General features: G+C 34.1%; 22 protein-coding genes and 1 pseudogene. 21 read left to right on the top strand and 2 right to left on the bottom strand.

What is annotated here, in order from left to right; all coding sequences use genetic code 11:
* Positions 1 to 18: 18 nt before the first annotated feature.
* The 14 genes and pseudogenes from rd to ACIGHG_RS16750 all read left to right on the top strand — a co-directional run bounded on the left by rd (position 19) and on the right by ACIGHG_RS16750 (position 11,699).
* On the top strand, positions 19 to 183 hold the full coding sequence (gene rd / locus ACIGHG_RS16810) for a rubredoxin (protein WP_396549505.1): 165 nt from the start codon (positions 19 to 21) through the stop codon (positions 181 to 183).
* Positions 184 to 425: 242 nt separating this feature from the next.
* A complete protein-coding gene (locus ACIGHG_RS16805; RefSeq protein WP_336471716.1) occupies positions 426 to 1,136 on the top strand; it encodes a Crp/Fnr family transcriptional regulator in 711 nt (236 codons plus the stop codon).
* Between the two features lie 355 nt (positions 1,137 to 1,491).
* A complete protein-coding gene (gene nfsA, locus ACIGHG_RS16800) occupies positions 1,492 to 2,226 on the top strand; it encodes an oxygen-insensitive NADPH nitroreductase (protein WP_396549503.1) in 735 nt (244 codons plus the stop codon).
* A gap of 60 nt (positions 2,227 to 2,286) precedes the next feature.
* Positions 2,287 to 2,643: a GNAT family N-acetyltransferase gene (locus ACIGHG_RS16795; RefSeq protein ID WP_336471718.1), complete on the top strand. Its 357-nt coding sequence runs from the start codon at positions 2,287 to 2,289 to the stop codon at positions 2,641 to 2,643.
* Positions 2,644 to 2,922: 279 nt separating this feature from the next.
* Positions 2,923 to 3,894 (top strand): ArsR/SmtB family transcription factor, encoded by a 972-nt coding sequence (locus ACIGHG_RS16790; protein ID WP_336471719.1) that lies wholly within the window; start codon positions 2,923 to 2,925, stop codon positions 3,892 to 3,894.
* A complete protein-coding gene (locus ACIGHG_RS16785) occupies positions 3,885 to 4,694 on the top strand; it encodes an ABC transporter permease (protein WP_336471720.1) in 810 nt (269 codons plus the stop codon). The genes ACIGHG_RS16790 and ACIGHG_RS16785 overlap by 10 nt, the downstream gene beginning before the upstream one ends.
* Before the next feature lie 11 nt (positions 4,695 to 4,705).
* Positions 4,706 to 5,689 (top strand): ABC transporter ATP-binding protein, encoded by a 984-nt coding sequence (locus ACIGHG_RS16780; protein WP_090995308.1) that lies wholly within the window; start codon positions 4,706 to 4,708, stop codon positions 5,687 to 5,689.
* Between the two features lie 2 nt (positions 5,690 to 5,691).
* Positions 5,692 to 6,489, top strand: a complete 798-nt coding sequence (locus ACIGHG_RS16775) for an ABC transporter permease (protein ID WP_396549565.1) — start codon at positions 5,692 to 5,694, stop codon at positions 6,487 to 6,489.
* A gap of 15 nt (positions 6,490 to 6,504) precedes the next feature.
* On the top strand, positions 6,505 to 6,945 hold the full coding sequence (locus tag ACIGHG_RS16770; RefSeq protein ID WP_336471721.1) for an NUDIX hydrolase: 441 nt from the start codon (positions 6,505 to 6,507) through the stop codon (positions 6,943 to 6,945).
* Between the two features lie 419 nt (positions 6,946 to 7,364).
* Complete coding sequence (gene plsY / locus ACIGHG_RS16765) at positions 7,365 to 7,997, top strand: glycerol-3-phosphate 1-O-acyltransferase PlsY (protein WP_336471722.1); 633 nt, start codon at positions 7,365 to 7,367, stop codon at positions 7,995 to 7,997.
* Positions 7,998 to 8,698: 701 nt separating this feature from the next.
* On the top strand, positions 8,699 to 9,262 hold the full coding sequence (locus tag ACIGHG_RS16760) for a histidine phosphatase family protein (RefSeq protein ID WP_336471723.1): 564 nt from the start codon (positions 8,699 to 8,701) through the stop codon (positions 9,260 to 9,262).
* Positions 9,263 to 9,427: 165 nt separating this feature from the next.
* Positions 9,428 to 9,499, top strand: a pseudogene (locus tag ACIGHG_RS25705) (IS6 family transposase); the annotation flags it as partial.
* A gap of 206 nt (positions 9,500 to 9,705) precedes the next feature.
* Positions 9,706 to 10,443 (top strand): hypothetical protein, encoded by a 738-nt coding sequence (locus ACIGHG_RS16755; RefSeq protein WP_336471816.1) that lies wholly within the window; start codon positions 9,706 to 9,708, stop codon positions 10,441 to 10,443.
* Positions 10,444 to 10,505: 62 nt separating this feature from the next.
* Positions 10,506 to 11,699 (top strand): hypothetical protein, encoded by a 1,194-nt coding sequence (locus tag ACIGHG_RS16750; RefSeq protein ID WP_336471817.1) that lies wholly within the window; start codon positions 10,506 to 10,508, stop codon positions 11,697 to 11,699.
* Positions 11,700 to 11,743: 44 nt separating this feature from the next.
* Here the strand turns inward: ACIGHG_RS16750 and ACIGHG_RS16745 are convergent, their stop codons facing one another.
* Both ACIGHG_RS16745 and ACIGHG_RS16740 read right to left on the bottom strand, forming a co-directional pair.
* Positions 11,744 to 12,166 carry an integrase core domain-containing protein gene (locus ACIGHG_RS16745; protein WP_396549562.1) on the bottom strand — a complete coding sequence of 141 codons (423 nt, stop codon included), beginning with the start codon at positions 12,164 to 12,166 and terminating at the stop codon, positions 11,744 to 11,746.
* A gap of 506 nt (positions 12,167 to 12,672) precedes the next feature.
* A complete protein-coding gene (locus tag ACIGHG_RS16740) occupies positions 12,673 to 13,275 on the bottom strand; it encodes an HD domain-containing protein (protein ID WP_336471724.1) in 603 nt (200 codons plus the stop codon).
* 145 nt (positions 13,276 to 13,420) lie between these two features.
* Here ACIGHG_RS16740 and ACIGHG_RS16735 point away from each other — a divergent pair, with 145 nt between their 5' ends.
* The 7 genes from ACIGHG_RS16735 to ACIGHG_RS16705 all read left to right on the top strand — a co-directional run bounded on the left by ACIGHG_RS16735 (position 13,421) and on the right by ACIGHG_RS16705 (position 18,008).
* A complete protein-coding gene (locus tag ACIGHG_RS16735; RefSeq protein ID WP_396549498.1) occupies positions 13,421 to 14,107 on the top strand; it encodes a methyltransferase domain-containing protein in 687 nt (228 codons plus the stop codon).
* Positions 14,108 to 14,525: 418 nt separating this feature from the next.
* Positions 14,526 to 15,203: an AzlC family ABC transporter permease gene (locus ACIGHG_RS16730; RefSeq protein ID WP_336471819.1), complete on the top strand. Its 678-nt coding sequence runs from the start codon at positions 14,526 to 14,528 to the stop codon at positions 15,201 to 15,203.
* On the top strand, positions 15,194 to 15,511 hold the full coding sequence (locus tag ACIGHG_RS16725) for an AzlD domain-containing protein (protein ID WP_336471726.1): 318 nt from the start codon (positions 15,194 to 15,196) through the stop codon (positions 15,509 to 15,511). Before ACIGHG_RS16730 ends, ACIGHG_RS16725 begins: the two co-directional genes overlap by 10 nt.
* A gap of 175 nt (positions 15,512 to 15,686) precedes the next feature.
* Entirely contained in the window at positions 15,687 to 16,016 is a 330-nt protein-coding gene (gene tnpA / locus ACIGHG_RS16720) for an IS200/IS605 family transposase (protein WP_396549497.1), read from the top strand.
* 92 nt (positions 16,017 to 16,108) lie between these two features.
* Positions 16,109 to 17,374, top strand: coding sequence for an RNA-guided endonuclease InsQ/TnpB family protein (locus ACIGHG_RS16715; protein ID WP_336471727.1), 1,266 nt, complete (start codon positions 16,109 to 16,111; stop codon positions 17,372 to 17,374).
* A 100-nt stretch (positions 17,375 to 17,474) separates the two neighbouring features.
* A complete protein-coding gene (locus ACIGHG_RS16710; RefSeq protein WP_090912308.1) occupies positions 17,475 to 17,687 on the top strand; it encodes a DUF3951 domain-containing protein in 213 nt (70 codons plus the stop codon).
* A 27-nt stretch (positions 17,688 to 17,714) separates the two neighbouring features.
* Positions 17,715 to 18,008: a hypothetical protein gene (locus ACIGHG_RS16705; RefSeq protein ID WP_090912306.1), complete on the top strand. Its 294-nt coding sequence runs from the start codon at positions 17,715 to 17,717 to the stop codon at positions 18,006 to 18,008.
* Positions 18,009 to 18,023: the final 15 nt, after the last annotated feature.

The raw sequence follows: 18,023 nt of genomic DNA, 5'->3' as shown, positions 1-18,023 counted from the left end.
TAGAAAGAGGACATTATAATGAAAAAATATATTTGCTTACCATGCGGCTATATTTATAATCCAGAAATTGGAGACCCGGATGAAGATATAGAACCAGGAACAAGTTTTGAAGATTTACCAGAAGATTGGGTGTGTCCAGTATGTGGAGAAGATACTGAACATTTTGCACCGGTAGAGGAATAGCAAAAGAAAAAGTAACGAGAAGATTATATAATTTCTCGTTACTTTTTTATATGAAAAGAATTTTTTGATGTGATTTGGGTCACTGGTTTAGCTTTTAGGAAGAGATATAATAATTTAGGTATCATAAGGATACTTTATTACGTATTAATGCCCATAAAAGCCCGATTGGTGAGGGCTAATAATAAAAAGACACTGATTAAAATTTCATTTTATATAATATATGTAAAGTTAGGTGAGGTAATATGAAAGAACATTGTTATCATAAAAATTTAGTAGAGCCTTGTCCAAGAAAAGTTCTAATTTTTAAATCTTTATCTGATGAGGAAATTTTAAAAATAGCTGCAATGTCAAAACATAAGCAATTTAAAAAGGGACAACCATTGATTCATGAAGGAGAGAAATCAGATACATTATTTATTATTAATAAGGGACAAGTAAAGCTATCTAAACTAACCACTCAAGGAAAAGAGCAAATCTTGCATATTTTAACGAGCGGTGAGTGTTTTTGTGAATTAAACATATTTAATTGTGATGAGAAGAGTAATTTTAGTGCGTATGCTATGGAAGATACGAAAATTTGTATGTTAAAAAAAGATGATATGGATAGTATAATAGAGCGAAATCCAGGTATTGCATTAAAACTGTTAAAAACCGTTACAAAACGGTTAGCGCATACAGAAAATTTAGCTCATAATCTTGCAACAAATGATCCAGAAGTTAGAATTGCCTATATCATTCTAGAGTTTTGTGAAAAGTATGGTAAGGATACTGATAAAGGAATAATTATAAATTTACCGTTAACACGGGAAGAAATTGCAAGTTATATAGGGGTGACACGGGAAACAATTAGTCGTAAATTTAGTAAATTTGAAGACTTAGGGTTTATAACATCAATTGGAAATAAGCAGCTAATAATTAAAAATAAGTTAGCCTTTAGAAAATATATAGAGTAGATGGATAAGTGATATTGAACTAGATAAAAAGCAAGGTTAAGTTAACTATATATACAAGTTAAAAAACGACATAAAAACCCCTTTCTTTTTAGAGGAGGGACGAGAGCATTTGGCCGTGCATAGAAACGGTCAGTGCCTTTTCCTGCCACATGCGAAGTTTAAAACAAAGGGAGAAAGCAAGTAGTGGTCATGTTGTGTTCTGCATAACAGTGACTTCTATGGCGAAAAAATAAAATGGATGTATATATATACAAGTTGAAAAAACGACATAAATTGTGTTTTAAGCATATTGTTTGTCCGTATACGAAAAATGTGGTAATTATTGAGTATTCAGACTATAGGGGGGTAGGATGTTATGAATGAAATGATACATACAATGGAACAACACGTATCAGTACGGAAATATAAGAAAGAGCCAATTCCCAAGAATGTAATCGAAAGAATGATTGGGGCTGCGCAGCATGCAGCATCATCACATTTTGTACAAGCATATTCAGTTGTATATGTAACAGATGAAGCTTTGAAAGAACAACTAGCAGAGCTATCTGGAAATCGTCACGTGAAAAGTTGCGCGGCATTTTTTGTTTGTTGTGCAGATTTAAAGCGGTTAGAAGTTGCATGCGAGAAGCATGGAGCAGAAATTAAATCTGATACTACAGAAAATTTCATTGTGGCAACGGTAGATGCTTCCCTCTTTGCCCAAAATTTAGCGCTTGCCGCTGAATCTCTCGGATATGGTATTTGTTATATTGGTGGAATTCGTAATAACCCAGAACAAATAAGTGAATTGTTACACTTGCCAGATAAGGTGTATCCAGTTTTTGGAATGACTATTGGTGTACCAGATGAAAGCCATGGGATAAAACCTCGGTTACCAGTTGAAGCTATCCTACATGAAAACACATATGATGAGAAGAAATATAACGAATTACTAGATGAATATGATCATACGACTAATGAATATTATAAGGAAAGATTGACAAATCAAAAGGATGTGACATGGACAAGATCAATGAGCACGTTTATGTCACAGGAGAAGCGATTGCATATGAAAGAGTTTTTGGTTAAAAAGGGATTTAACCAAAAATAATGTAGAAAAAGCAAATCTGTTCGCACAGGTTTGCTTTTTTCATGATTAAAAAACAGTTCTTTGGTATCAAAACTTTCATTATTTTGGAGTTCTATAGAATCTTTCTTTGAAAAAGGCATTGGGTATGTAATTATGTATAAAAATGAAGTAGTAAGTATTTGTTTTTCAGGATTTGTTAGTGAAAATACACATGCAGTAGATATTGAAACAACGAAAGAGCATCGGGGGAAAAAATTAGCTCAGAAAGTTGCACATGCATTTGTACAGGATTGTCTCGCTAATGGGAAAACTCCTTATTGGGATTGTATGGAAGAGAACACACCTTCAACTGTGATTGCAGAGAGTTTAGGGTTTGTAAATGTGTTTAATTATATAGTATATGACTATCAGTTTTTATCTGAAGGACAAGAAGAGTAAGAATAAACCAATCTGAAAAAGGAATGATCCAGGCGTGTTGATTATCCAGTAAAAAACCATAAATACATACAAAAATGAAGAGAAATTCCCATGTGTTTTAAATTATAAAAGAATCACCGGAAAAGATTTTAGCGGAAGCTAAAGTCTTTTTTTGTTTTTAAAATAAAAATATTTCCAATTTTCGATTGACGATTTATTCCTATACTGCTAATATACTGAATAATTTTGCAAAATTATAAAACTGATTCGATAGATACCGAATCAAAGAGAGGGGACCATATGGTACACGTTACATCTTGGTTTGAACGACATGTCAAAGTTGTTTATTCACCATTTCGCGAAATGTTATTGAGTCTACACGTTTTATCTAATCCAGCACATCATGTGAAGCGACTACCGTGGGCAGAAAATCTATTGAGTATGATGAATGAAAACGAAAAGGAATTGCTGCATGAAATTAATAGAAAAAGTGATGATTGGTTTCGATTTATCGACTGGTGTTCAGAGTTTCCAGTTGAAGTGTATGTAGAAGAAGGGATTGAAAGGTTACGAGCTACAGATGAAAAGGTATTTCAAAGATTTTTTCCGGATTTAGAGAAAGAAACGATTTGTAATTTTTTATACGAATACCATCAATGTTATTTTGCAAGGGAGCTTTTTCGAATTGAACCTTGGCTTCAGCAATCCGTACATGATTTGAAAGAAATGATAAAACAAAATCCATTATCGCTTTCTAAGAGGTTACATCCAAGATTTTTAATTGAAGGCGAGCAAATCACATTTTTAAAAGCACGTACATGGCAGTATCGTTTTGTAGATTTATCTGCAATCACGTTTTATCCATCAACTTTTATCGCACCTCATTTGCTAATGGATAACTTCATTTCTACTCATATAAAAGTGTATTATGAAGTCGAAATTGCTTCATCCTATCCAGATGAAGTACCAAAGGATTTATTGCAAATTTTACAAGCGATATCAGATGAAACACGCTTAAAAATGTTGCGAGATTTATCATTTCAATCGTTTTGTACGCAGCAATTAACAGAGAGGTACAACCTTACGAAATCGACTGTTTCAAATCATTTAAAAATACTTGAAGCAACTGAACTAGTACAAAAAGAACGAAAAGGATATTACGTATTTTATCAAACAAATCGTGAAAAGCTGGAACAAATTCGAGTGGATTTAGATCAATTTATGGACTTTCCAGCCTTTCATAAAACAGAGGAGGAAAAAACGTGTGGCTAACGTTTTGGGCTACATTTCGTCGTGATTTTTATACGATGCGGAGAGCATATCCATGGGCATTTTTTCTAGGACATATTTTAAGTGGTATTTATATTGTGTTGTTTTCTTATTTAACATATCACTTTATGTTCCAAGGAAAATTAAATGATAGCTTTATGAAACTAGGAAAAACAGATGATTATCTTTCCTACGTTATACTAGGTGCTGTTTTTTATTCGTTTGCTGTTTCTTTATTAATGATTGTGAGCCGAACGTTAATTACAGAATTGCGTGAAGGAACGTTAGATGTACTGTTGTTAACTCCATCATCTCGGCAAGGATATTTTTTAGGAGCAGCTGCACAAGGAATGCTTCGAGTTGGAATTGAATTTATTGCGATTTTTATGTTTGGTTTGTTGTTTGGATTACAATTTCGTGAAATGAATATCGCTGCTGTGTCACTGCTATTACTTATTTTCTTTTTTTCAATTTTTGCACAAGCATTAGTGCTTGGAGCTTTCATGCTTTATTTTCGAGATACATATTTAACGCAAAATACATTATTTATTTTTATGAGTCTTGTTAGCGGAGTATTTTTTCCGATAGGCTATCTTCCTGCGGTTTTACAGACTATAAGTTTGCTCATGCCATTATCACATGGCTTATCAGCATTTCGATTATGCATGATCGAGGGCGGGAATGTAACTGCTATACAATCTGATCTTATATGGTTATTGGGATTAGGAGTTGTTTATTTTGTAATTGGTGTAATGGCCATAAAACGAATGGAAAAGTATGTTATTGAAAAACATTTTGCATAGGGGAGATTTGGATGATACGGGCGAAACAACTTGTGAAACGCTATGAATTAAAAGAAAAAATAGGTTTTTTTCGCAAAAAAAGAAAAATAATTGAGGCAGTGAACGGGTTAGATTTAACGATTGAGAAAGGAGAAATTGTCGGTTTGTTAGGTGTGAATGGTGCTGGGAAAACAACAACTATTAAAATGTTAGCTACGCTTCTTGAACCGACTTCAGGTGTGATTGAAATTGATGGAACAGATAGTACAAAGCAGGATATTCTTGTGAAGAAAAAAATTAATATGATTGCTGGTGGGGAGCGTATGCTTTATTGGCGCTTAACAGGGAAAGAAAACCTTCAGTATTTTGGAAGTCTATATGGTTTAAAAGGAGCAGAATTAGAAGAACGCATTCATTTTCTTTTGAAGCAAGTGGAGTTAGAAGAAGCTGCTAATACACCTGTTGAACGATATTCAAAGGGAATGAAACAGCGTTTACAAATTGCAAGAGGACTCATCAATGATCCTGATTATTTATTTCTTGATGAGCCGACATTAGGATTAGATGCACCAGTAGCAAAAAAATTACGAGAAATGGTATATAAATTAGCGAAAGAACAGAATAAAGGAATTTTATTAACAAGTCACTATCTTGAAGAAGTAGAAGAGCTTTGCGATCGTCTTTATATTATTGAAAAAGGAAGTCTTCTGTATGAAGGAACTCCTCAAGATATTATACAATCTATTGTACGTGAGCATCATTTAGAAATTGTGATTTCTGTGTTATCAAATGAATTAACGGAACAATTGGAGCGCTCTTTCGGAAAAAGAGAAATAAAGTTTGTAAAGGAACATATGGGAGATGGATTGCGCTATGAACTAACAGCATCTTTTGATATGACCACGGTAGTTTTATCGTTATTAGCAAAACATCAAATTAGCATACTACAATTAGAAACACATAAAGCGAGGTTAGAGGATGCAATCTTGCAAATTGCAAATGGGGTGAGTGCGTGAATATGTTTTTTGCAGAATGGAAGAAGAACCACCGTAATCATTTTCATAGTAAAATGGTCTACTTTTCTTTATTCATTTGGCCTGTATTATTATTTGCGACTGCTTATTTTTCGGTGAAACCATTTGATACATCAAATAGTAGCCCACTGGCAAAATGGATGGATCCAAAGCAAATTAGCTTTTTTCTCATTACAGGTTATATCGGCTATGTTTTCTTTTGGAGTCTTGTTCAATCAGCATGGCAAATGTCATGGGAACGTCAAAATGGAACATTAGAGCTCATTTTTTTAACACCTGTATCACGCGTATGGATGATGTATTGCCGGGCGGGAGCAAATTTAATAGAAGGTGTATGGATGTTTACCGTTTTCTCTATACTCATTGTCTTATTTCTTGATGATGTGAAGGCACCACCAGTTGAAAATATTGCATTTGCTTTTATTGTGTTATGTATTTCAGCAGTTGTATGGGGAGGAGTCTTGAACACTATCTTTTTATTTTCAAGAGATGCGAGCATTCTCTTTACAATTTTAGAAGAACCGATGCAATTTTTTGCTGGTGTACGTATTCCTGTTGTTGTGTTACCTCTATGGGGAAAAATAATGGCAGCGTTGTTTCCATTAACATATGTGCTGCAAATATTTCGCTCGCTATTGATGGAGGGAGAGAGTGTTATAGATCTATTCCCAGACTTATGCTTGTTATTTAGTATGTTAGCCTTGTTGGTGGTCATATCTTATTTGCTCGTTCGAAAGGCAGAAAAGCATGCAAAACGAACAGGGAATATGGTTTTGTTTTAAGAGGAGGGAGAAAAAATGGAGATTTTTCAAGGTGCAGCAGCATTATGTATAAACAAAGATGGAAATTTATTAATGGTACTACAAGGACGACCAGATGTAAAAGAGGAGGAATTAAAATGGTCCGTTCCATCTGGTGGAAAATTTGAAAATGAAACATTTGAACAGTGTTGTATACGTGAAGTAAAAGAAGAAACGGGATATGATGTACGAATCATTCAAAAGGTACATGAAAAAATTGGTGACAGCAATGGGTATAACGTTCATATTGTGTACTATGAAGTAGAAGTGATTGGCGGAAAAGCAGAAATATGTGACCCGGACGGTTTAATTCATGAAATTAGCTGGAAAAGTTTGAGTGAAATAGAAGGAATCCACTTATCTTTTCCAGAGGATAAAGAGTTGTTTCATCAATTTGTTCTAGGGCCCCGTCAACAAAACGCGAATTTCGTACGCTAAGGAATTTTTAAGGCAAAAAACTTGGTTTCACCGTACGTTAAGAAGGTTCCATAAACGATATTTTGCATTTGATATGGGACTTTGTTTTTGGTACTGATTTTTGACCGTATTTCAGTTAGTTTTATTAGAACTCAATGAAGTTCCTTAAACGTTCGTTTTCGGTTCTTTCTTCATAGGGAGGAATTGGGGATTTATGTTAATACAGAAGTGAGATTGTAAAGAATTGTACTTAAACTAAAGGTCAGTTTTGTGGAAAAGGATATTGTTCAATGCAATAGAATAAATATGGTAGATGCCCTTTTAACATGAATAAAAAAGGTAGAAGTTTATTGGGAAATTTTCTGGAGGAAGACAATGCTAAAACCCTGTATTGATAGAGAAGTAAAAGAAAATTAGAATAAATTAAAGGGAGAAGAGTGATGATTGATATTTTAAAGATTTTTGTGGCCTTAGCTTTGGGCTACCTTTTAGGCAGCCTGAATACAGCGGTGATTGCAGGGAAAATATACGGCAAGGACATAAGAAGCCATGGAAGCAAAAACGCCGGGCTTACCAATACTCTGAGGATACTTGGGAAATCTGCTGCGGTGTTTGTTCTTGCGGGAGATATATTAAAAGGGATAATTGCCTGTTTTATAGGATTGTTCCTTAGCGTTTACTTTTATTCGGGAGAGGCTAAAGATTGCGTAAGCCTTTTAGCAGCAGGCGCAGGAGCGGTTATAGGGCATAATTGGCCGGTATATTTTGGGTTTAAAGGGGGCAAGGGAGCACTTACAGCAGTGGCTGTGCTGTTTATGGTTGACTGGGTTATGGCTCTTTTATGTCTTGGCTTTTTTGTGATAATAGTAGCTTTAACCCGTTATGTTTCTTTAGGTACAATATGTGCTACAATGCTTGTTGCGGCTATTTCATTTATTCCTGTTTTTGAGAATACCTTATATTTTTATATATTTGCGTGCCTAATGGCGTTTATGGTTATTTTCAGGCATATGGAAAATATACAAAGGCTGCTTTCAGGAACAGAAAATAAACTTATTTTTTCGTGGCGTTGAGCATGTCGTCAAAATAGAAAAAATTTGGAGTTAGTTAACCGTTTAAAACAGGAGGCCATATGAAAACAAACAAAGCCCATATGCTCTCTGACAAAGAACTTCGCAACCTTCAGATGGTTCTTCTGGAAATGCTTTTGAAAATTGATCGGGTTTGCAAAAAAAACGGCATAAGCTGTCGGAGACGTTAGTTTAATATGACATTATTTGGAGATAGAGGAATTGTTAAACAATAAGGCTATATAGAAACCCTGATTCTTTTGCCTAGTATAGAGAAATCAGGGTTTTAATTTCTCGAAAATATCTTAGCGTACAAAATTTGGCGGGACCCCTGCAAGTGAAAATATCGGTTTTTTATTTTGTGTTATTACCATATTCATAATGATAGTTATGAAACAGGTATAACCTTTTTAACTATGCCTATCAAACTAATATTTTGAAGAATTCCCAAAATGAAGGTTTTATCTCTCATAGTTGTTTATGGAATTTTAGCTCATTTTTTCATTTTGGGGAACAATGAATTTCTTAGCTTACTGGGCATGACTGTATGGATTTGGAGAAGGTCTTACACATGCTGGACATATCATTAAGTGAAATTTAGCAAAAGTATAAGATGATATTTTAAACTCTATTGAATTAAAAGCTCTTATATTCAATAAATCTAAGGGCTTTTTACGATACATAATTTGTATAGGAGAATTATTATGGACATTTTATTGATTAGACATGGTAAATCAAAATTTACTGAAAATAATAGAATAACCTGCAAAGAATTTAAAAATTGGGTTGAAAAGTATGATTATAATGGGGTTTTTGAAGAACCTTCTTATCCTTCAGAAACACTTAAAAAAATATCGTCAGCAAATATTGTTATTACAAGTGATTTAAAAAGGTCTGTCGAGTCAGCAAAGTTATTAAATCCCAAATTGAAGGCAATATCTGTGTCTCTGTTTCGTGAAACTGAGTTACCTGCTCTTTCAAGAAAATTATTGGATTTAAAATTAAAACCAAGTAATTGGGCCGTGATTTTAAGATGTTTATGGTTTTGTGGTTATTCAAATGAATGTGAGTCATTAAATAATGCTAAACGGAGGGCTAAGAAAGCATCTCAATTATTGATTGATTATGCTCGAAAACATAAATCAGTAGCCTTAGTTGGTCATGGTTTTTTTAATATGTTGATAGCAAAAGAGCTACAAAGAATGGGATGGAAAGGTAAAAGAAAAACAAGTACTAAGCATTGGGGTTGTACTATATATTCCTTGTAGTGATCACCATACATGCCCATCAAGCTAAAGTTTTAATGTACCCCAAAAATAAAAATTTTCTTTCACTACAGTTAATTACTTTGAGAAGTCAGCGTATTTTTTCATTTTAGGAGTATTTTGTTTTGTTAGCTTGATAGTGATGGGGTGGGACCCGTATATAAATAAAGGCGAAGTCTTCAAAGAGACTCCGCCTTTTCAACGTACAATAAATTTCAACAATTACTAGCTATTTCCTAAACATTGCTCCTCATTTACCAACCTGTTTATGCTTTTTTCAAACTTTGCACCAGAACCTTTCAATCTATATACTAAAAATAAAAAAATCTGAAATGTATTTACATATACATTATTTGTAAGATATGATTAGAGGTATGTTCCGAATATATCAAAAATTTGGAAATTTTGTAATTTTTATTAATTATTTAAAAATAGAGGGGTGTAATATGAAAAAATTACATGCATTAGCATTAACAATGGGTTTAATGACTTCAGCTGTGGTTGTACCTACTGCTACTTTTGCAGGAAGTGATGATTTACCTTATTTGAATGAAATTAAGAAAATGCAACCAGATTTGAGTACATCGGAATTAATATCAAGTATTAATGAAATGGCAAAGAATACAGGAAATACGAAAGAGGCAATTTCTGAACAGATTTATAAAGAACTCAAAGCAGATGAAGCTCAAAGTAAAAAAGAAGCAAGTAAAAAAGTAAATACGTTAGGAGGAGGAGGAGGTACAGTATCTGTAGGTAATAGCAATATGGGCGATTTCTTTTATACTGCTTCATATACTGCATATTTGAATCATGGACATGTTGGTATGTACTATAGTTCAAATACAATAGTAGAATCAGTTCCAGGTGACGGAGTACGTACACTTAGTACAACAGCTCGCAAAGTCGATAAAGGCGACGCTGTTGTCAAATCTGTAAATACTACTTGGCAAAACAAAAATGATGCTGCATGGTGGGCGAAAGATCGTGTAGGTAAAGACGGATATTCTTATAATTTCGCTACGAATAGAACTACCACTCATTATGGAGACAAAAATTGTTCAAAACTTATCTGGTCAGCTTATAAGCTTAATGGTGGTTTAGATTTAGACAAAGATGGTGGCGCTGGCGTATATCCACGAGATGTTCGTGATGCGAAACAAACATCAGTAGTTCGACATATTTAATAGAAAGAAGTGCAACGAATACATTTGTTGCACTTCTTCTTGTAAGAAAGGAATATATCATGATGAAAAAACTACTATTTGTTATTTTAGGTGTAATTGTGATTACAGTATTAGTCTATTTCTTCTTTTTCAGTAACTCAAATGTGGATTGGATATCTGAGGAAGATGTTCAAAAAAAAGATTTTTTGAAGGATAAACACGCTGTGATATACCTTTCTTCTACAGCTGATCAAGACATGGATGGTAAGGGTATTAGTTATGCAGTGTTTATTAATAAGAATGGGGAAGCAAGTGGTTATAAAATGAATGGTTTAGAGCTTGGTGGTATAGGAGTATCAGAAAATAAAAAAGAACTTTTATTAGAAAGTAAGGATAAGCTTAAATTTGTAGGGGAGAACTTTAAAGAGTTTAAGATGAAATACCAACATACAGGAGATTACAGAGCATATTTAAAGAACAGCGACTTGTTTGTAAATATCTATAATTCTGGTAGTAATCCTGATACCGGAGGATATGATTCAAACGTTGTATATGGTAATAAAAAAGGCATTCATAAAGGAAATATTCCACATTATCTTATGAGCTCTGGAGTGGATGAAGAAACTATTTTAGTCATAACTCAAGATATAGACAAAAAAGAATATAGTCTAAAAAAATTAGTATTTAATGATCTAAAGATGAAACTTGAAGATGTTACAGAAATTAGTTTAGATAAAATTATGTCATATTCTAGTTATTCTTCTATTTTAAGTGATTCAAATTATTACTATACGGTTTTAGTTGAAAATGATAATACGATTAAAGGAAAAGTTTATTTGTTGCGTATCGATAAAACGACATTAAAACAAGAATTAATTTTGTTGTCTTCCGAAGAGAACACTACAGCTTCAATACCATTTACAAAATATAATTCCGCGTATTTTTATAACAATGAATTATATTTTATAAATGGATTAGGTAATGTTATTACGTTTAATACACAGACAAATACAGTAAATACTAAATTTAAGATTGACTATCATGTAACAGATGGTGTTAGATACAATGAGCAAACTTTCTTCAAGGGCGATCAATTACATGTCTTACGGTATGATGAAAATCGAAAAGATAAATATTATATAGAAATTTATTCTTTAAAAAATGGTAAGAAAATTAAAGAAAGTGAAGTTATAGGTATGGAAGAAATCATTAACTCTGTCCAGGGAGGGAAATCAATTCATGCTTATGATTTTAAAGTGTTAGGTTCAAAAAATTAAATAAGTGGATTTGAGTCAATATTTTGGACACAAGAAAATTAAATCTATGCTACTTTTTTAGCTAGATCTTCTATTGCTTGGGGAGTTTTATAACCAATACTACTATGAATTCTCTTGCGGTTATACCATCCCTCAATGTATTGAAATAGTGCTACGTTTGCTTGTTCAAATGTGGCATATTTTGTACGATATACTTTTTCTTTCTTTAAATTTGCATGAAATGATTCGGTACAAGCGTTATCATACGGGCAGCCTTTCTTACTGAAAGAGGGCTTTATTTTATAATTCGTAAGTAGGGTTTGAAATTCTTGACTTGTATATTGTGTGCCTAAGTCGGTATGTAGAATAAGGCCTTCTGATGGCGTTTGAGTATAGTAAGCGCTTTCTAACACTTTTACCACAAGGTTCGTTGTCATGTGGCGGGACCTCATAATGAAAGAAGAGAATAGTAATATAGAAGAAACCAGATGGGAATTTTTCATGCGGTTTCTTCTATATAATTAGTAGTAACTTTCAATCATGAATTATATAAATCTATTTTAATTTTTTAACATCTTTGTCTAGCTCTGCCTCCTAAGCCTCCATGTCTAAGAACCTTCCACACGAGAAGGTAAAAAACACCTTCTATGTGAAAGGTTCTTAGACAGCGGGTCTAAACAGTCGGCTCCGCTTTTCTTTATGATCCAGCTCCAGCGGCTAGAACAGTCGGTGGCTTCGCGTCTTCCGCCGAGGCAAAAAGCGCCTCTATGTCAGAAGCTCCATCCCCCTCTTGTTCTGAGCGAGCCACTTCCGCTTTTCTTTATAAGTCACTGCCGTGCAGAATAAAACATGATAGCTATTTGCTTTCTCCCTTTGTTTTAAACCTTGCATGTGGCAGGAAAAGGCCCTGACCGCTTCTATGCACAGCCAGATGCTCCGGTCTCATCATTAAAAAAGGGGTTTTATGTCAGTTTTTCAAATTGTATTTAGAATATTACTGCTTACAAGCCTCAACATCGATCCCAGCAGCAATTAATTTTTGTTCTCCTTCTTTCTCAATAATCTTTTGTAACTTTGATAAGAATGAATCAAAATCTGTATGCTGGGCAACTTGGAATGTCATTTTATGTTCAATAGGAAGCCACGTATCGATGTCTGCTTCATTATGTTGGATTTTTACTTCTAGCTTATCTAAAGCATTTGCTACTTTTGCTTCATAAGTTTCTTTTTCTTCAAACTCCATCCATAGTTCATATAATTCTTCCCCAAGTGGACCTGACAATGTATGTTTAATATTTAGGATTGCTTGTTGTTCGTTTTCTTGTTTTTTTCGTTGTAATTCTTCACTATTCATTGTATCGAATGCAGGGATATCACCAGCTTCAGCTTCGACTAAATCGTGGATAATTACCATCTTAAGTAACTTTTCGATATTCACTTTTTTATCTAAATAAGGATGAACGAGGATAGCCATGAGTGACATACGCCATGTATGCTCTGCTACACTCTCTTGACGGCCGTTAGAAAGCCAACTGTGCCGCATTTCATATTTTAGTTTTTCTGCTAGTGCAATAACTTTTAAAATATTATATTCCATATAAATTCCCCTCCATATATATTAATCTTAATACGAAAGTAGAATGTGTCAAATTTATATTAAATAATTTCAGGGGTTATTTGGAATTGAATGTAATATTATTATAGTTTTTCTTATGTTAAAATAAGGAAGGGGAGTGAAGAAAATGAAATTAGATATTGAAAGAGTTGTATTTATTGGCCGTACGTTTGAAGAGTATTGTGATATGTTCCAATTATGTGATGAGGACATACAAAATAAGAAAATACTAGATTGCCCAGCTGGTGCTTGTTCATTTACTGCAGTCGCAAATGCAAAAGGCGGAGATGTAACAGCTTGTGATGTTGTATATCAATTTGATGGGGAAGCTTTATATGAAAAAGGATTACAAGATGTAATACATACGATGGAACATATGGAAAAAGCAAAAGACAATTACATATGGAATTATTTTTCTAGTGTAGAAGATTTACGGAAGCACCGTTTAGAAGCACTTCAAGTTTGCAGAACGGACATGAAACATAATCAAGAGAAGTATGTGTATGCTACGTTACCTAATTTGCCTTTTCAAGATGAAGAATTTGATATAGTTTTATCAGCACATTTTCTATTTATGTATGGTGATCGCTTCGATTATAAGTTCCATGTTGATACGATTACAGAATTGCTCCGCGTTGCGAAACAAGAAATTAGAATTTTCCCATGTATCGATTTAAAGGGTGAACGATATGAGTTTTTAGACGAGCTTATAGGAAATTTACGAAACAACGGATGCGAAGTAGAAGAAGTACAGGTCCCATATGAGTTTCAAAAGAATGGGAATACGATGCTGCAAATTAAGAAGGGCTGTTAGTATATGAAAATGGGACAATCTTTATATATAAGCTAAAAACCTCTGTCTTTTTAGCAGGGACGAGAGCCTCTGGCCGCGCATAGAAACGGTCAGTGCTTTTTCCTACCACATGCAAGGTTTAAAACAAAAGGAGAAAGCAAGTGCGAATTACATGGTGTATTCTGCATAGTAGCGACTTATATATCGAAAGATTAAAATGGATTAAGACTATAAAAGCCGCCTCATTTTGTTGAATATTCAGAATGTTCTTGACTGTGTTAGGTTCTTTTTTTATATTAGTAGGTATAATTATAACGACTAAAGTCAGTGTTAAGGATTAGTAAATCTAGATAGGTGCCGGGAAGTGGAAGGATGCGATTTTGAAGGAGGGATTGAGGTGGAGCGAGCAACAGTTTTGCAGGCGCAAGATGACACGTTTATGCAAGGCGTGAAAGACTGTTTGCCGACAGTTCTTGGTTATTTAAGTATCGGAGTAGCATCAGGTGTTATTGAAAAAACAGCTGGATTTTCATTAACAGAAATTGCGCTTATTTCGTTGCTGATTTATGCAGGTTCAGCGCAGTTTATTATGGCTGGAATGTTTGTAGCAGGTGCACCAGCTTCTACTATTATTTTTACAGTTTTTTTTGTGAATTTAAGACATTTTTTAATGAGCGCAGCATTAGCTCCCTATTTAAAAAAAGTATCGGTTTGGAAAAACATAGTGATTGGTTCGCAACTTACAGATGAAACATTTGGTGTTGCAGCCCAGCATGTAACAGGAAAACAATATGTAAGTGAAAAATGGATGCTCGGTTTAAATATGACAGGTTATATAAATTGGGTAGCAGCAAATATCATTGGTGGTATTTTGGGAGACTGGATACCAGATCCGCATACATACGGGATGGATTATGCAATTCCAGCGATGTTCATCGGCTTGTTTGTTTTACAACTTGTGAGCAGTCGTCCGGAGCTATTTGTTCATCTTTGTGTTGCAATTGCATCAATGATCATTGCATATGGTGCTCATTTCTTTGCATCAAATAGCGTAGCTGTTATTATTGCCACACTTGCAGCAGCAACAATTGGGATGGTGATTGAAAAATGGAAGTAAGATGGGATTTGTTACTTGTTGTGCTCGGATCTGCAATTGTCACATTTCTTCCGAGAGTCGTACCACTACTTGTATTAAGTAAAGTAGAAATTCCAGAATGGGGATTGAAATGGCTGGGTCATATTCCAATTGCAATATTAGCAGCATTGTTGGCACAAACGTTATTTATGCATGAAACGATAAAAATAGATTATGTAATAGCAGCTATTCCAACGTTTCTTGTTGCGATTTTCACACGGAGTTTACTTGGGGCTGTATTAACGGGAGTCATTGTGGTGTTTTTGTTGCGTTTCTTTTTTTCAGTTTAATAGAGAACCTTCTCTTTAATAGAGGTTTCAGTTTTTAGGATAAAGCGGTCATTCATCTCCGCATTTCAATGGGGAGATGAATGACTGCCTTCTTTGTGTTATCTACACACTATATGTACTATACTTGATGATTTGAATTATTGATAATATTTAGAAATTATTTTATGCTATATGTATGGAAAATAATTCAAATCTTAAACATGCGAGAACTTGTGTTTATAACGTTAACTATCATATCGTTTGGTCGGTCAAATATCGAAGAAAGCTGCTAACAGGAAAAATTGAACAGTATCTGAAGGAGCTTTTTCAGGAATTTGTCAATGAAAAAGGGTTTGAAGTCGTCATGATGGAGGTTGGCGAACAAGACCATGTTCATGTATTTGCTTCAACCCATCCTAAAGTGGCTCCCTCTTATATTGTTAAAATGTTAAAAGGAATCTCAGGGCGAAAATTGTTTTTGGAATTCCCTAAAGTTAAAGGGGAATCATGGAAATTGAATTTATAGAATCGTAGGTTCTATATTGAAACGGTTGGTTCTATAAACGAAGAAGCGATTAAAAAGTATATTGCAAAACAATCGAAAGGTGGGTGAGTCATGTGATTCGTGCATCTTATTTTATATTCAAGCCGAATAACGAAGTAGATCGGATTTTAATTCAGTTGGGGTATGCAGCAAGAAAGTTATGGAATGTCGCAAACTATGAAAAAATGAACTGGAATAAGGAGTCTAATGCTCCTTTTCCTGATTGGTATGATCAGAAAAAGAGACTAAAAAAACATTTTTGGTACAAAAATTTGCCCTCGCAGTCAGCACAGGAAGTTTTAAAAGTTCTTCAAGAAGCGTGGGTATCGTTTTTTGAATTAAAAAAGTCAGGAGGGATTGAAAGCCCAAAGCCTCCACGCTTTAAGCAAAAAAACGTGAATGTCAAGTTTTTGAATAATGGGTTTTGTCTAGATGGGAAAAATCTTCGGCTCTCGATCCCAGCACAACAAAAGGCTTATTTAAAAGAAAAGTATAACATTAAAAAGAAGTTTATCTATATTCCCGTTCCTACTCATATCAAACTAGGTGTTATTAAAACCGTGGAAGTGAAGCTCATATCTGATGGAGAGTACAAGATTATACTAGCTCAAGAATATCCAAATTGTTCGGTTTACGAAAAAAGTGATAAATGTATGGCGATAGATATCGGGGTCGCGAATGCCCTTACTTGTTATGATTATCGAGGACATTCACACATCATTTCTGGTCGCCAATGGCTGTCTGTTGAACGGTATTTTCATAAGAAAATAGCTCATTATCAAGCTATTTCAGACGCTCAACAATCAGTTAAAGGAATCGAATATCCGAAAAAATCTAAGAGAGTCCTTCAGTTATATAAGAAAAAGAGAGCTCAGACGTTTCATATCTTGCATTGTATGACAAAGAGAGTAATTGACATAGCAGTACAACAAGGAGTCGAGACCATTGTGATCGGCGATATTTCAGGGATTCGCGAAAAAGCTAACTTAGGGAAGAAGAACAATCAAAAATTTCATGCTCTTCCATTTTTGAAAATGGTTCAAATGATTACTTATAAAGCAGAAGAAAAAGGAATAGCTGTTCAAATAATCAAAGAAGATTATACTTCTCAGGTTTGCTCAATCTGTAAACCCATTCCTTCAAAGGAACATGCAAAAAAAGGTAATCGTAGACATAGAGGTCTTTATGTTTGCGAAGAATGTAAAACGGTTATCAATGCAGATGTAAATGGAGCCATTAACATCTGTAAAAGGTATCTGAAAGAGCTAAATGTTCAATCAGTAGTGGTGTTGGACACGCCAAATGTGTATACGTTTAACGGACAACAGTTCGTAGCGTAGAACTTGAAGCTCACCATTTTAATGGCGATGTAGTTCACAAAGAGGAGTATTTCATATTATATCGAACTTTGTAGTATAACGATTACTAAGGGAGGATGCCATGCTTATTTTAGCAAGCGGAGTTGTTATGTTTATGCTTTTTCTCTGTGTTGTAATAGGATTTACTGTATATAAAATGCGTGTTCAAAAAGTGACACCTCAAATTTACTACACGCCATTTGATTCCATTAGCGCACAATCGCGTGTGGAGTTTCATAAAGAGCAGGAAGATAGGGAAGAACGCACGGATGAAGGGGAAGATAACGATAGATAAAAACTATTTTATGTTGAAAGGGCAAAAATGAAAAAGTTTAAAATAATTTGTATTACTAGTGTTGTAACAATTTTGATTCTGCTTGGAATCTCTGTTTTTTCACCCTACAATGTTTTAAATCGTGTTCATGCAGAAGGGATTTTGCAAGAAAAAGAATTAAAAGATGAATTTGAAAGTAAAAACGTAAAGAGCGTTATATATAAAGGTGATCATACTTATGTTGTTAAAACGGATACGAAGGAATATGTTGTAATTCAAGAATACTACACATTTATGAACTATAAATGGAAGGTATATGAACTTCAAAAAACGTGGGGTTAAAATAAACATAACAGA

It is taken from the genome of Bacillus sp. NPDC077411 (assembly GCF_044543425.1).
GTDB lineage: Bacteria > Bacillota > Bacilli > Bacillales > Bacillaceae_G > Bacillus_A > Bacillus_A bruguierae.
Note: the sequence above shows the minus strand (reverse complement) of the source record. Positions and strands in the feature narration are given on the sequence as shown.

Coding starts and splice junctions, on each gene's coding strand:
- plsY (WP_336471722.1), top strand. CDS start 7,365: ATGATTGATATTTTAAAGATTTTTGTGGCCTTAGCTTTGGGCTACCTT.
- ACIGHG_RS16725 (WP_336471726.1), top strand. CDS start 15,194: ATGGAAGTAAGATGGGATTTGTTACTTGTTGTGCTCGGATCTGCAATT.
- ACIGHG_RS16805 (WP_336471716.1), top strand. CDS start 426: ATGAAAGAACATTGTTATCATAAAAATTTAGTAGAGCCTTGTCCAAGA.
- ACIGHG_RS16790 (WP_336471719.1), top strand. CDS start 2,923: ATGGTACACGTTACATCTTGGTTTGAACGACATGTCAAAGTTGTTTAT.
- ACIGHG_RS16780 (WP_090995308.1), top strand. CDS start 4,706: ATGATACGGGCGAAACAACTTGTGAAACGCTATGAATTAAAAGAAAAA.
- ACIGHG_RS16735 (WP_396549498.1), top strand. CDS start 13,421: ATGAAATTAGATATTGAAAGAGTTGTATTTATTGGCCGTACGTTTGAA.
- ACIGHG_RS16710 (WP_090912308.1), top strand. CDS start 17,475: ATGCTTATTTTAGCAAGCGGAGTTGTTATGTTTATGCTTTTTCTCTGT.
- tnpA (WP_396549497.1), top strand. CDS start 15,687: ATGGAAAATAATTCAAATCTTAAACATGCGAGAACTTGTGTTTATAAC.
- ACIGHG_RS16770 (WP_336471721.1), top strand. CDS start 6,505: ATGGAGATTTTTCAAGGTGCAGCAGCATTATGTATAAACAAAGATGGA.
- rd (WP_396549505.1), top strand. CDS start 19: ATGAAAAAATATATTTGCTTACCATGCGGCTATATTTATAATCCAGAA.
- ACIGHG_RS16730 (WP_336471819.1), top strand. CDS start 14,526: ATGCAAGGCGTGAAAGACTGTTTGCCGACAGTTCTTGGTTATTTAAGT.
- nfsA (WP_396549503.1), top strand. CDS start 1,492: ATGAATGAAATGATACATACAATGGAACAACACGTATCAGTACGGAAA.
- ACIGHG_RS16705 (WP_090912306.1), top strand. CDS start 17,715: ATGAAAAAGTTTAAAATAATTTGTATTACTAGTGTTGTAACAATTTTG.
- ACIGHG_RS16740 (WP_336471724.1), bottom strand. CDS start 13,275: ATGGAATATAATATTTTAAAAGTTATTGCACTAGCAGAAAAACTAAAA.
- ACIGHG_RS16760 (WP_336471723.1), top strand. CDS start 8,699: ATGGACATTTTATTGATTAGACATGGTAAATCAAAATTTACTGAAAAT.
- ACIGHG_RS16775 (WP_396549565.1), top strand. CDS start 5,692: ATGTTTTTTGCAGAATGGAAGAAGAACCACCGTAATCATTTTCATAGT.
- ACIGHG_RS16755 (WP_336471816.1), top strand. CDS start 9,706: ATGAAAAAATTACATGCATTAGCATTAACAATGGGTTTAATGACTTCA.
- ACIGHG_RS16750 (WP_336471817.1), top strand. CDS start 10,506: ATGAAAAAACTACTATTTGTTATTTTAGGTGTAATTGTGATTACAGTA.